The sequence below is a fragment of the Tessaracoccus pujii genome (assembly GCF_054483895.1).
In genome coordinates this window covers 139,895-153,186 of record NZ_CM137012.1, presented here as the reverse complement: position 1 = coordinate 153,186, position 13,292 = coordinate 139,895, and the positions used below count along the sequence as shown (strand labels likewise).

The following is a 13,292-nucleotide window of genomic DNA, read 5'->3' as shown; positions in this document are numbered from 1 at the left end:
AGCTTACCCCCCGGGTGTGGGGGCGTGCGAATCGGCCTAGAGAACGACCTGGTTCGGACGCGGCTGATCGAAGTTCCGTTGCCCGCGGTACATCTCCACGGACTCGCGCAGCGCCGTGAGGAAGTAGGGCGGGAACTCCATCCCCTTCTCGTTGGCCCACAGCAGCTTGGCCTCGAGCCGCCCGATCTCACGCGCGTAGATCTCGATCTCCGCGTCGATGCCCAGCTCGGCCATCACTCCCCCGAACTCCTTCTGGTAGTACGTCACGTAGTCCACGCCCACCATGGTGAAGGAGTTCGCGCGCAGCAGCCGCGCCACCTGTACCTGCCAGGGCCTGAGCACCCCGTCCTGCACCATCTTCTCAGCGCTCAGCCGGTAGAAGGCGAAGTGGCCGGGCTCCTGCTGCTTGATGGGGTGGATGATCGTCTCCGCGATGGCCGTCTCCCCCATGCGGGTGAGCTCCTTGATCAGCGAGGAGTACGCCAGGACCGCCTGCCGCTCGGTCGACGCGCCGGTGAGGTAGTAGAGCATCCGTGAGATGTCGTGGACGGGCTCCCAGTGCGCGAGCGCGCCGAGGAGCTTCATGCGCAGCGGGATGGTCATGAACGGCTCCTGCGGCTCCATGCCGAGGTCGCCCTGGAGCTGGTCCAGCAGGTAGCCGTGCGCCATCTCCTGGTCGTACCAGACGTCCTGGTAGAAGATCCGGTCCACCTCGCTCACATCGGGCAGGATGGTGAGCAGCTCGAGGACGTTGCGGTCCACCTCCAGTTCGACGCGCGCGAGATAGTCGATGACGTGCGCGAACCGCCGGCGCACCGCCTCGGGATTGTGGACGGTTCGGTCGGCCGAGCCCAGCTGGATCGGCGGATGCCTGTCCCCCAGCTCCAGGACGAAGCTCTTCAGCGAGGCGTCAGTGATCAGTGCGGCCATGGCGCTCCTCCTAGTCACCTCCAAGCATGGCCGATTCCCACCACCCGGTCATGACCCAGTCCACCACCCGGCCGACCACGGATCAGTGCATGGGCGCCGCCGTCGACGACCGCTCGATCAGCTCCGGCCTGATCACGTGACGGGTCGGTGGCCGGGTGGGGTCGGCCAGCTCGTCGAGCAGGATCCGGGCCCCGACGGCGCCCATCTCGTCGCCGTGCTGCGCGACGGTGGTGAGCGTGACCGGGCCGCCCCACGCGTTGCTGTTGGCGTCGCAGCCCATCACGAGAACATCCTCTGGCACACGCACTCCGCCGGCGGCCAAGACCTGGATGACGGCCATCCCGGTGAGGTCGGCCACACAGATGATTCCGTCTGGGCGCTCCCCCGAGGGCAGGTCGACGAGCCGTCGTCCGGCGACGATGCCGCCGGCGACCTGGAGGTCGGTGGTGTGGATGTCGATCACCTGAACACCGGCGGCCTCCGCGACGGCGCGTCGCACGCCCCGGCGCCGTTCGTCGGCCGGCTGCAGAGACTCCGGGACGCCGACGAACGCGAGCCGGCGGCAGCCGCGCTGCATCAGATGGGTGGCCGCGAGGTACCCGACGTGCTCGTTGTCCACCAGCACCGTGGACCAGGTGGCGCCCGGGGTGTCGTGGTTGAGCACCACCACACGACGGCCGTGGGAGGCCAGGCGACCCACGTCGCCGTCGGGGTCGAACTGCGGCGCCAGGAGCACGCCGGCCACGCGCGTCTCGTCGAAGTAGTCGAGGTGCTCGCGCTGCTGCCGCGGATCGGTGTCCGAATCCGTGATCACCAACTGATGGCCGCGCTCCCGGATGGCCGCCTGGGCCCCTCGGGCGATGTCCACGAAGAGGCTGTTGCTGAGGTCGAAGACATTGAGCCCGATGGCGTGCGAGCCCGCCCCCACGAGGGACCGCGCGTTGAGGTTGCGCACGAAACCGAGGCGGTCGATGGCTGCCTGCACTCGTGCGACGGTCTCCGGTCGGCACCCCTCAGGCCGGTTGAGCACGTTGGACACCGTGCCGAGGGACACGCCCGCCTCACGGGCGACGTCGTTCATGCTGGGCAGCCTGCCGCCGGTGCGCGGGTTCATACAGAGCAATGTAGGGCCCCGGGGTGAAACGCTCCAGTAGTGATCGCGCGCATCCCCGACGGGCCCTTGACGAATTCCCCATCTCGGTCCACCATGATGGTGAAACGTTTCATACGGAAGCGTGCGTCTCAACGTCGAGGAAACCTGCATGACCACCACCACGCGGCTCAGAGTCGAAAACCGTCCCATCTCACCCGTCGTCCTTGGCCTGGGCGACCCAGCCCCTCGCCTGTCCTGGCAGGTGACCGACGCCCCGGACGGATGGGTCCAGTCCGGCTACGCCATCGAGATCGACCGCAACGGCGCGGCGACCGTGCACGAGGAGGCCTCGGCCGAGCAGCTGTTCGTCGCCTGGCCCCAGGCGCCCCTCGCCTCCCGCGAGCGCGCCGTCGTGCGTGTCCGCGCCCGTGGCAACGACGGCGAGTGGGCGGCATGGAGCGAACCCGTCGCGATCGAGGCCGGCCTCCTCGAGGCGGAAGACTGGCAGGCCCGCTTCATCTCCCCCGCCACGCTCGGCGGCATCCTCACCCCGGCGCCGCTGCTCACCACGGCGTGGACCCTTCCCGCCGACGTGGTCAGCGCCCGCCTCCACGTCACCGCGCACGGCCTCTACCAGATGACCATCAACGGCCGTCGGGTAGCCGACGAGTACCTCGCCCCCGGCTGGACCACCTACAGCCACCGGCTCCGCTACCAGACCCACGACGTCACGGACCTGCTTCAGGAGGGCGCCAACGACGTCTCCGCCCTGCTCGGCAACGGCTGGTACCGCGGCCGCCTCACCTGGGGCAACCGTCGCGCCATCTACGGCGACCGGCTGGCGCTCCTGGCCCAACTCGAGGTCCTCACCGCCGACGGCACGCGGCACGTCCTCGGCACCGACGACACCTGGCGCGCCCACACCTGGCGCGTGCTGGCCGACGACATCTACGACGGCTGCACCACCGACCTGCGCATCACCGAGCCCCGGGGCGACGACGCCGTCGAAGTGATCGACGCCGACCTCGGCCTGCTGGTGGCCCCCGACGGCCCGCCCGTTCGTGTCACCCAGGTGGTGCCCGCCCAGAAGACGTGGCGCTCCCCGTCCGGCGCTCTGCTGATCGACTTCGGCCAGAACGTCGTCGGGTGGGTCCGCCTCACCGTGCGCGCCGAGTCCGGCCGCCAGGTGGTGGTGACCCAGGCCGAGGTGCTGGAGCACGACGAACTCGGCATCCGTCCGCTGCGCACCGCCAAGGCCACCGACACCTACCACCTCGCGGGCACCGGCGACGAGGTCCTGGAGCCCACCTTCACCTTCCACGGCTTCCGTTACGCCCGCGTCGACGGCGTCGACGAGGCCGAGATCGTCTCGGCCGGGGCCGTGGTCATCCACAGCGACATGGAGCGCACGGGCTGGTTCGACTCCTCCCACGACATGCTCAACCGGCTGCACGAGAACGTGGTGTGGGGCATGCGTGGAAACTTCGTCGACGTGCCCACCGACTGCCCGCAGCGCGACGAGCGCCTGGGCTGGACCGGTGACATCCAGGTGTTCACGCCCACGGCCGAGTTCCTCTACGACGCCACCGGCTTCCTGCGCTCGTGGCTGCGCGACCTCGAGGCCGACCAGTTCGACGACGGCGGCGTGCCCATCGTGGTGCCCAACGTCCTCGGCGGCATGGTGGCCACCGCCTGGGGCGACGCCGCGGCGATCGTGCCCACCGTGCTGCACGAACGCACCGGCGACGACGCGGTCCTGGCCCGCCAGCTGCCCAGCATGCGCCGGTGGGTGGAGTTCCTCGACAAGGCGGCAGGCGACGACGGCGTGTGGTCCGGCGGGTTCCAGTTCGGCGACTGGCTCGACCCGACGGCCCCCCCGGAGGAACCCGCCCGCGCCAAGGCCGACCCCGACGTGGTGGCCACCGCCCACGTGTACCGCAGCGCCGACTTCACGGCCCGCGCCGCCGCCATCGTCGGCGACGCAGAAACCGAGGCCTACGCCCGCTCCGTCGCTGATCGCGCACTCGCCGGCTTCCGCCGCGAGTTCGTCACCCCCGGCGGCCGCATCCTCAGCGACGCGCAGACCGTCTACGCCATGGCCCTGGTGTTCGACCTCCTGGAGAACGACGGACAGCGCGCTGCGGCAGCCTCCCGACTGGCCGATCTGGTGCGCATCTCCGGCTTCCGGATCTCCACCGGTTTCGTCGGCACGCCCCTGGTCACCGATGCGCTGGCCGACCACGGCCACGTCGAGACCGCCTACCGGCTGCTGCTGCAGACCGGCTGCCCGTCCTGGCTGTACCCGGTGACCATGGGTGCCACCACCATCTGGGAGCGCTGGGACTCGATGCTGCCCGACGGGACCATCAACCCCGGCGAGATGACGTCCTTCAACCACTACGCCCTCGGCGCGGTGGCCGACTGGCTGCACCGCACCGTCGCCGGTCTCGCCCCCGCCGCACCCGGCTACCGGCGGATCCGCATAGCGCCGCGCCCCGGCGGCGGCCTGACGCACGCCTCCGCCCGCCACCTGTCGCCGTTCGGCGAGATCGCGGTGGGCTGGCAGCGGGACGGCGACGACGTGGTGGTCTCCGCCACGATCCCCCCGGGCGTGACCGCGGACGTGGACCTGCCCGGCGCCCCCGTCGAGGCGGGATCCGGCACCCACGAGTGGCGCGTCAGCCTGCCCGAGCCGGCCTACGGTCCGCCCTCGACAGTGCGCGAACTCATGGACGATCCCACGCGATGGGACCGCTTCGTGGAGGGCACCATCGCGGCGCCCCTGAGGGGCATGGTGCACTTCACCGACGAGGCCTCGGTGGCCGACCGGATGGCCGCGCACCTCGAGGACCCCGTGGAGGTCCTGGTGGATGCGTTCACCCTCGGCGGCAGCGACGGCGGCCGCGACGAGATCACGGCCGTGGTGCGCGAGAGCCTGACCTGAGCAGCCGGTCACGCCCGACGCCGGCCGGCTCGGGCGTGACCAAACTGAGATCTGGAACCCCTTGACAGGGAGACCAGCAACATTTTAACCTTTCAACATGCAGGTGAAACGTTTCATCTGATTGAGTCCAACGGAGGGCACTACATGAATCTCAAGAAGACCGGAATCGCCAGCATGGCGATCGTCGCGGCCGCCGCGCTGGCCGCCTGCACCCCCGGATCGCTCGGCTCCACCGACGACCCCACCGCCTCCGGTAGCGGCGCACCCGCCGCCGAGGCCGTCGAGATCACCCTGCTGGTCGACAACTCGGAAACCTCTCTCAACACAGCCCAGGCGATTGCCGACGGGTTCAACTCGGCCCAGGACGAGGTGGTCGTCGACATCGAATCGCGGCCGCAGGGCACCGACGGCGACAACGTGGTCAAGACCCGTCTCGCCACCGACGAGATGAGCGACGTCTTCTGGTACAACTCCGGCTCGCTGCTCCAGGCCCTGGATCCGACGACGACCCTGGTCGACCTGTCAGGCGAGGCCTTGATGGACCGCGTCGACGACGCGTTCAAGCCCGCCGTGAGCAGCGGCGACGCGATGTTCGGCGTCCCGGTGGGTCAGGCCATGGGCGGCGGCATCCTCTACAACAAGGCCGTCTACGCCGATCTCGGACTCGAGGTGCCCACCACGTGGGACGAGTTCATGGCCAACAACGAGAAGATCAAGGCCGCCGGCATCGACCCGGTCATCCAGAGCTACGGCGACACCTGGACCTCCCAGCTGTTCATCCTCGCGGACTTCCACAACGTCACCGCCGAGCAGCCCGACTGGGCGGAGAAGTACACGGCGAACGAGGCCAAGTACGTCGACGAGCCGGCCCTCAAGGGCTTCCAGCGGCTCGAGGAGGTCTACAAGGCCGGCTACATGAACGAGGACTTCGCCACCGCCAAGCTGGATCAGGCACTCACTCAGCTCGTCAGCGGCGAGGGCGCGCACTACCCCATGCTGTCCTTCGTCATCAACACCTACGTGGGCCTCTCCGAGGACGCGGCCGAGAACATCGGCTTCTTCGCCCAGCCCGGCGACGACGCCGCCACCAACGGGCTCACCGCATGGACCCCCGCCGGCCTGTACATCCCGAAGACCACCGAAGGCGACAAGCTCGAGGCGGCCAAGAAGTTCGTCGACTGGGCGGCCACCCCCGAGGCCTGCGACGCGCAGACCGCCGCCGTGACCCCCACCGGCCCGTACCTTGTCAAGGGCTGCGAACTTCCCGATGATCTGCCGGCCGCCGTCGGCGACCTGCAGGTCTATTTCGACGAGGGCAAGGCCAGCCCCGCGCTGGAGTTCCTCTCGCCCGTGAAGGGCCCGAACCTCGAGAAGATCACGGTCGAGGTCGGCTCCGGCATCCGCTCCGCCGCCGACGGCGCCAAGCTGTACGACCAGGACGTCGAGAAGCAGGCCCAGCAGCTGGGCCTCGAGGGCTGGTGATCCACCCCGGCCGCTAGGCCGGACCACACACCCGCGGAGGGTGGGGTTGTTCGCTCCTCCCCACCCTCCTCCCTGTTCCCCACGACACTGAAACCCGCGGCACCGCAGCCGCCCACGACGACGTGATCTTCAGCCCTCAAGGAGCCTCCGTGACCGCCACCCACTCCCCACCGCGCGCGGCAGCCGGGTCGCAGCCGGCCGCCAGGCCGCGCATCTCCCCCGTGCACATCGACAAGAGCTACCCGCTGTGGTTCTTCCTGCCGGGCGGCATCGTGTTCATCGCCCTCTTCATCGTCCCCACCGTGTTGTCCTTCTACTTCGCGTTCACGCGATGGACGCTGTTCAAGTCCACGTTCGTCGGCTTCGACAACTTCGTCACCTTCTTCAGCGAGCCCGGCCTCGTCGGGGCGCTGGTCAACACCCTCATCTACGCGTTCGTCACCTCCGGCACGAAGGTGGTGCTGGGCATGCTGCTGGCCGTCGTCCTGGTCCAGCACATCTGGGCCCGCGGCTACCTGCGCTCGGTCACGTTCTTCCCGGTGCTCGTCTCGGCCGTGGGTGTGGGCCTCACGTTCCAGGTGCTGCTGAACCCCACGTCGGGCGTGGTCAACGCAGCTCTGGGCGTGGTCGGCATCGAGGGGCCGCGCTGGCTGGTCGACCCCAACATCGCACTGCTCACCGTGGCCGCCATCGACGTCTGGAAGGGCATCGGCCTGGCCACGCTCATCTACATCGCCGGCCTGGTGGCCATCCCCCAGGAGTACTACGAGGCGGCCAAGGTGGACGGCGCCAGCGCGTGGGACATCTTCCGCAGCATCATGCTGCCGCTGTCGTTCCCCGCCACGTCGACGGTGATCATCCTGTCGCTGATCGGTGGCCTGCGCTCCTTCGACCTGATCTGGACCACCACCCAGGGCGGTCCCGGCTTCGCCTCGGACGTCATCGCCTCGGTGATCTACAAGCAGTACCAGGCGGGCTTCTACGGCCTCTCCACCGCGGGCAACGTCATCCTCTTCATCGTCGTGACCGCGATCATCTACCCACTCTCGCGGTGGCTCAACTCCAAGGAGGTGGCCCAGTGACCAGGATGCGGCCCATCGGCTACATCGTCGGGATCATCGGGATCGCGCTGACCAGCGTGATCTTCCTGCTGCCCTTCGCCTTCATCCTGCTCACGGCCATGAAGCCCAAGGCCGAGGCGAACCTGCTCCAGTTCTCCTGGCCCACCGAGATCGTGCTGTGGCAGAACATCGTCGACGTGATCCAGACCCGCGACTTCATGCTGATCATCGCGTTCATCAACTCGACCATCCTCACCGTGGCAAGCGTCACGCTCATGGTGATCTTCGGCGCGATGATCGCCTACGTGCTCCAGCGCCGCAAGAGCTGGATCAATCCATGGATCAACGGTCTCGTGCTGGCCGGCCTGATCATCCCGCCGGCCGTCGTGCCCACCATCTGGGTGATGCAGACTCTCGGGATCTTCAAGACCCTGCCCGGCCTGATCCTCATCGAGGTGGCCTTCGGCCTGTCGTTCACCGTCCTCATGATGCGGGCGTTCATCGCAGGCATTCCCAAGGAGATCGATGAGGCGGCGATCGTCGACGGCGCCGGCCCGATGCGGCTGTTCTTCCAGGTGGTCCTACCGCTGCTGCGGGGAGTTGTCGTCACGGTCGTGGTGGTGCAATCGGTGTTCGTGTTCAACGACTTCCAGAACCCGCTCTACTTCCTCCCAGGCGACAGGAACGCCACCGTGCAGCTGACCCTGTTCAACTTCCAGAGCCAGTTCAACACCTCGTACAACCTTCTCTTCACCAACATCCTTCTCATCACCATCCCGCCGCTGATCATGTACATCTTCTTCCAGCGCCAGATCGTCGCCGGCATGACGTCGGGCGCGGTGAAGGGATGACGACGTGCCCCCCGGGGTACGGCGCGTAGAGTATGCGCCGACCCCTGATCCCGATCGGAGCCCGGTGAACCCCCATCCGCGCCTGAGCATGCGTGACGTCGCTGACATGGCGCGAGTCTCGATCGGCACCGTGTCCAACGTCGTCAACAACCCCGAGCGCGTGCTGCCGGCGACCCGGGAGCGCGTCCAGGAGGCCATCGCGGCACTGGGCTGGGCACCCAACCAGCAGGCACAGGCGCTGCGCGCCGGCAAGAGCCGGATCGTCGGCCTGGGCGTCATGGACGTGGCCAACCCGTTCTTCGCCGACGTCCTGCGCGGCGCCCAGGCGCGGCTCGAGGAAGCCGGCTTCGCCGCCACCATCGGCGATTCCGACAACCGCCCGGAGCGCGAGGCATCGGTGCTGCGCTCCTTCCGTGACCAGCGGGTCCGGGGCGTCATCCTCGGCCCCATCGGCGCCACGCCGCCGGAGGTCGACGCCCTTCTGCATGCCCGCATCCCCACGGTGCTGGTTGATCGGGCGCACGGCGGCACCGGCTGCACCGTCGGTGTAGACGACGTGGCCGGCGGGCGGATCGCGGCCGAACACCTGATCACCGAGGGGCACGTCGCCCTCGCCTTCGTCGGTGGACCCTCGACGCTTGCGCAGGTGCGCGACCGTCGCGACGGCGCCGAGCGAGCGGCCAAGGAGGCTGGAGCGAGCCTGCTGGCCATCTCCGTGCCCTCCTTGAGCTTCGCGTCCGGGCGGTCCGCCGCGGAGCATCTGGCGGTCCTGCCCGTCAGCGAACGGCCCACCGGCATCTTCTGCGCCAACGACATGATCGCCATCGGCCTTCTTCAGGGCCTGGTGGCTGCCCGGATCCGGGTGCCGCACGACGTGGCCATCGTCGGCTACGACGACATCGATTTCGCCGCCGCCGCCACGGTGCCCCTGTCCTCGGTGGCCCAGCCGAGGCGGGAGCTCGGCGCCGCGGCGGCGGACCTGCTGCTGGAGGAGATCGCGGACCAGGACGCCGGACGCACGCATGAGCACCGCACCATCACCTACACGCCGACGCTGATTCCCCGGGCGTCGAGCGTCCTGTGATCCGCGGATCACGACCCGGTCATTGACCGGCCCCACCCACTGTTGTATCGTTTCAATCAATCGCCTGAAACGATTAAAATGCGCGAGGAGGCGCCCCATGATCAGCAACACCATCAGCAAGCAACTCGAGGCCCAGGTCATCGAGGTCCCGTCGTGGGCCTACGGCAACTCGGGCACCCGCTTCCGCGTGTTCGGGACGCCCGGCACCCCCCGGACCATCCAGGAGAAGCTGGCCGACGCCGCCCAGGTGAACCTGTACACGGGCCTGTCACCGAAGGTCGCGCTGCACTACCCCTGGGACAAGGTCGACGACTGGTCCGCGCTCAAGGCCTTCGCGGCTGATCTGGGCGTCGAGCTCGGCACCGTCAACTCCAACACCTTCCAGGACGAGGCCTACAAGTTCGGCAGCCTCGCCCACAACGACGCGGCAGTCCGCCAGATGGCGATCGACCACCACCTCGAGTGCCTGGAGATCATGAACGAGATCGGCTCCACCGACCTCAAGATCTGGCTCGCCGACGGCACCAACTACCCGGGCCAGGGTGACATCCGCCGTCGTCAGGACTGGCTGGCGGACTCGCTGGCCAAGATCTACGGCCAGCTCGGGGCCGAGCAGCGGCTCGTGCTGGAGTACAAGTTCTTCGAGCCGGCCTTCTACCACATGGACGTGCCGGACTGGGGCACCTCGTACGCCCACGTCAACGCGCTCGGAGATCAGGCCCTGGTCTGCCTGGACACCGGCCACCACGCCCCCGGCACCAACATCGAGTTCATCGTCGCCCAGCTGCTGCGCCTCGGGAAGCTCGGCTCGTTCGACTTCAACTCCCGCTTCTACGCCGACGACGACCTCGTCGTGGGCGCGGCGGACCCGTTCCAGCTGTTCCGCATCCTGTGGGAGGTGCGCCGCGGCGACGGTTTCGACCCGGCCAACGGCGTCGCGTTCATGCTGGATCAGTGCCACAACATCGAGGACAAGATCCCCGGCCAGATCCGCTCCGTGCTCAACGTCCAGGAGATGACCGCCCGCGTACTGCTCGTCGACGCCGACGCGCTGCAGGCGGCTCAGGACTCCAACGACGTCCTCGGAGCCAACGCCATCATGATGGACGCCTTCTACACCGACGTTCGCCCGATGCTGGCCGAGTGGCGCGAGGCCCGCGGGCTCGCGGCAGACCCGATGAAGGCGTTCGCGGACTCCGGCTACCTGGCGAAGATCGCTGAGGAGCGCGTGGGCGGGGCGCAGGCGGGCTGGGGAGCCTGATGCCGCAGCAGTCCGTCATCGCCGTCGACCTCGGCGCGACGAGCGGCCGGGTGGTGCTGGCCACGCTCACGGAGGGGCGGTTCAGCCTCGACGAGGTGCACCGCTTCTCCACCGCCGCCCACCAGAGCGACGACGGGCTCCGGCTCGACGTCGTGGCCCTGTTCGACGAGCTCCAGGCCGGCATCGGCCGCGCGATGGAGGCCGCCCCCCACGGCGTGGCCGCGCTCGGCATCGACTGCTGGGCCGTCGACTACGGCCTCCTCGGAGATGACGGACTGCTCGAACTCCCCTTCAACTACCGCGATCCCCGCACCGAGCGCGGCCGCACGCTCGTGCGGGCCCGGATCGGGGAGGCGGAGCTGTACTCGCGCGTCGGGCTGCAGGACGTGCCGTTCAACACGGTCAACCAGCTGGCCGACGACCTCGCCGCCGGCCGGCTGGAGCGCGCCACACGCTTCCTTCTCCTCCCGGACCTGCTCGCCTACTGGCTCACCGGCAAGGAAGTGGCGGAGCGCACCAACGCGTCGACCACCGCACTGCTGGATCCCCGCACCGGCCAGTGGGACTGGGACCTGATCGACCGCCTCGGCTTCCCGCGTCGCATCTTCGCCGACGTCGTGGAGCCCGGCACGGTGGTGGGCGAGATCGTCACCGGCCCGGCCGCCGGCGTGCCGCTCGTGGCGGTGGGCTCGCACGACACCGCCTCCGCCGTCGTCGGCGCTCCGCTGGGGGCCGACGACGTGTTCATCTCGTCGGGCACCTGGTCGCTGGTCGGCATGGAGCTCGACGCGCCGATCCTCACGGAGGAGTCGCGGCAGGCGAATCTCACCAACGAGGGCGGCGTGGACGGCACCGTGCGTTACCTCAAGAACGTCATGGGGCTGTGGATCCTGTCCGAGGCGGTGCGCCACTGGGCGGCCGAGGGCCGCGAGCTGCCCGTTCCCGACCTCGTGGAGGCCGCCCGCGCGGTCACCGACGCCCCGCACTTCGACGCCACCCACCCCAGCCTGCTCCCACCCGGGGACATGGTCGGCCGCGTCAAGGCACTGGCCGGCGGCGACGAGCGGCTCGACGACCCGGCCGTGTTCACCCGCGCGCTCATCGAGTCACTCGCCGACGCCTACGCCGATGTGATCGGCGAGCTGTCGTCGATCACCGCGCGCACGCCCGGGCGCGTCGTCGTGGTGGGGGGCGGCAGCCTCAACCGCCTGCTGTGCCAGCGGACCGCGGACCGCACCGGGCTGCCGGTCTCGGCCGGCCCCGTCGAGGCCACCGCGCTCGGCAACTGCCTGGTGGCCGCCCGCGCCGTCGGCCTCCTCGACGGCACCCTCTCCGACCTCAGAAAGACAGTGATGGCCTCCTCCACCGTGACCCGGTACCTCCCCCGCCCCGAGAAGGAACTCGCCGAGATCACGTCGCTGTCCAACGAGTTCGGCGCCAATCCCGGCTTCGTCCGCGCGGGTGGCGGCAACTCGTCGGCCAAGGCCGACGGTGTGTTGTGGATCAAGCCCAGCGGCGTCTCCCTGGCCGGCATCACCGCCGAGGACCTGGTGCCACTGGACCTGCAGGTGCTGCTCGACTCCCTCGACGCCCCGGACCCGGACCCCGCCCTGGGTGACCCGGTCAACCACATCGCCGGGCTCGCCCGCCTCGACGACGGCCCCCGGCGCCCGTCGGTGGAGATCCTGTTCCACGCGCTGATCCCGGACACCTACGTGTTCCACACGCACCCGCTGCTCATCAACGCCGTCACCTGCAACGCCGACGGCGAGCGGCTCACCACCGAACTGTTCGGCAACGACGTGCTGTGGGTGGCCTACGTCGATCCCGGCCTCCCGCTGGCCCGCGAGATCGCGGCACGCCGCGACGAGTTCTCCGCCCGCACCGGCCTGCCCGCCCCCAAGGCCACGTTCCTCATGAACCACGGCCTCATCGTCGCCGGCGACAACCCGGGCGAGGTGCGCGCCGAGAGCTACCGGATCCTCGCCAGGATCGAGGAGGCGGTGGCTTCGGCCTCTGCCGACGAGCCGGCCGCGCGGTCCACTGCGGACCTGGACGCCGTCGCCGAGGCGTTCCGCACCGCGCTGGACGCGGTGGCCGTGGCCACCGACGACGGCGACATCGCGCGCACCTTCCCGGCAACCGAGGCCGGCGCGCAATTCCTTGTCGAGGGTCCGCTGATCCCGGACCAGATCGTCTACGCCGGCTCGTTCCCGCTCGTCGCGGGAGGCGCCGACGCAGTACCTGCCGCGCTCGCCGCGTTCCGCGAGGCTCGGGGCGTGGACCCCGTGATCGCGGTGGTCCCGGGCGCGGGCGTGGTCGCGGTGGGAGACTCCGAGAAGTCCGCCACAACCGCGCTGCAGGTCTACGTCGACGCCCTGACCGTCGGCCGCGCGGCGACGGCGCTGGGCCGGGTCCGGGCACTCAACGAGCAGGAGCGTCGTTTCATCGAGACCTGGGAGGCCGAGGCCTACCGCCAGCAGGTTGCCAAGGCCTGATCCGGCTTCAGCCGACGGCCGGAGCCTCCGTCGGGGGGCGGCGTTGATGGCAGGTTCACACCATCGGCCCATGGTTGCCTAGACTCCG

Annotated in this window: 9 protein-coding genes; 7 read left to right on the top strand and 2 right to left on the bottom strand. The window is 69.4% G+C overall.

The annotated features are described in order from the left end of the window. Positions 1–36 precede the first annotated feature (36 nt). Entirely contained in the window at positions 37–930 is an 894-nt protein-coding gene (locus ACX1D0_RS00670) for a GTP-binding protein LepA (protein ID WP_459018993.1), read from the bottom strand. Positions 931–1,012: 82 nt separating this feature from the next. Next, positions 1,013–2,044 carry a LacI family DNA-binding transcriptional regulator gene (locus ACX1D0_RS00665; protein ID WP_459018992.1) on the bottom strand — a complete coding sequence of 344 codons (1,032 nt, stop codon included), beginning with the start codon at positions 2,042–2,044 and terminating at the stop codon, positions 1,013–1,015. Positions 2,045–2,192: 148 nt separating this feature from the next. Between ACX1D0_RS00665 and ACX1D0_RS00660 the strand changes: the two genes are divergently transcribed. The 7 genes from ACX1D0_RS00660 (at position 2,193) to ACX1D0_RS00630 (ending at position 13,204) form a co-directional block, all read left to right on the top strand. Then, positions 2,193–4,967 (top strand): family 78 glycoside hydrolase catalytic domain, encoded by a 2,775-nt coding sequence (locus ACX1D0_RS00660; RefSeq protein ID WP_459018991.1) that lies wholly within the window; start codon positions 2,193–2,195, stop codon positions 4,965–4,967. A 144-nt stretch (positions 4,968–5,111) separates the two neighbouring features. Then, the gene (locus ACX1D0_RS00655; RefSeq protein WP_459018990.1) at positions 5,112–6,449 is read left to right on the top strand and encodes an ABC transporter substrate-binding protein; all 1,338 of its coding nucleotides are present in this window, start codon (positions 5,112–5,114) and stop codon (positions 6,447–6,449) included. Positions 6,450–6,598: 149 nt separating this feature from the next. After that, complete coding sequence (locus ACX1D0_RS00650) at positions 6,599–7,531, top strand: carbohydrate ABC transporter permease (RefSeq protein WP_459018989.1); 933 nt, start codon at positions 6,599–6,601, stop codon at positions 7,529–7,531. A 5-nt stretch (positions 7,532–7,536) separates the two neighbouring features. Continuing rightward, complete coding sequence (locus ACX1D0_RS00645) at positions 7,537–8,361, top strand: carbohydrate ABC transporter permease (protein WP_459020350.1); 825 nt, start codon at positions 7,537–7,539, stop codon at positions 8,359–8,361. Between the two features lie 88 nt (positions 8,362–8,449). After that, a complete protein-coding gene (locus ACX1D0_RS00640) occupies positions 8,450–9,445 on the top strand; it encodes a LacI family DNA-binding transcriptional regulator (RefSeq protein ID WP_459018988.1) in 996 nt (331 codons plus the stop codon). Positions 9,446–9,542: 97 nt separating this feature from the next. After that, positions 9,543–10,706 (top strand): L-rhamnose isomerase, encoded by a 1,164-nt coding sequence (gene rhaI / locus ACX1D0_RS00635; protein WP_459018987.1) that lies wholly within the window; start codon positions 9,543–9,545, stop codon positions 10,704–10,706. Continuing rightward, the gene (locus ACX1D0_RS00630) at positions 10,706–13,204 is read left to right on the top strand and encodes an FGGY-family carbohydrate kinase (protein ID WP_459018986.1); all 2,499 of its coding nucleotides are present in this window, start codon (positions 10,706–10,708) and stop codon (positions 13,202–13,204) included. Before rhaI ends, ACX1D0_RS00630 begins: the two co-directional genes overlap by 1 nt. The last annotated feature ends 88 nt before the right edge of the window (positions 13,205–13,292 follow it).

Coding starts and splice junctions, on each gene's coding strand:
- ACX1D0_RS00630 (WP_459018986.1), top strand. CDS start 10,706: ATGCCGCAGCAGTCCGTCATCGCCGTCGACCTCGGCGCGACGAGCGGC.
- ACX1D0_RS00645 (WP_459020350.1), top strand. CDS start 7,537: ATGCGGCCCATCGGCTACATCGTCGGGATCATCGGGATCGCGCTGACC.
- ACX1D0_RS00640 (WP_459018988.1), top strand. CDS start 8,450: ATGCGTGACGTCGCTGACATGGCGCGAGTCTCGATCGGCACCGTGTCC.
- ACX1D0_RS00670 (WP_459018993.1), bottom strand. CDS start 930: ATGGCCGCACTGATCACTGACGCCTCGCTGAAGAGCTTCGTCCTGGAG.
- ACX1D0_RS00660 (WP_459018991.1), top strand. CDS start 2,193: ATGACCACCACCACGCGGCTCAGAGTCGAAAACCGTCCCATCTCACCC.
- rhaI (WP_459018987.1), top strand. CDS start 9,543: ATGATCAGCAACACCATCAGCAAGCAACTCGAGGCCCAGGTCATCGAG.
- ACX1D0_RS00665 (WP_459018992.1), bottom strand. CDS start 2,044: ATGAACCCGCGCACCGGCGGCAGGCTGCCCAGCATGAACGACGTCGCC.
- ACX1D0_RS00655 (WP_459018990.1), top strand. CDS start 5,112: ATGAATCTCAAGAAGACCGGAATCGCCAGCATGGCGATCGTCGCGGCC.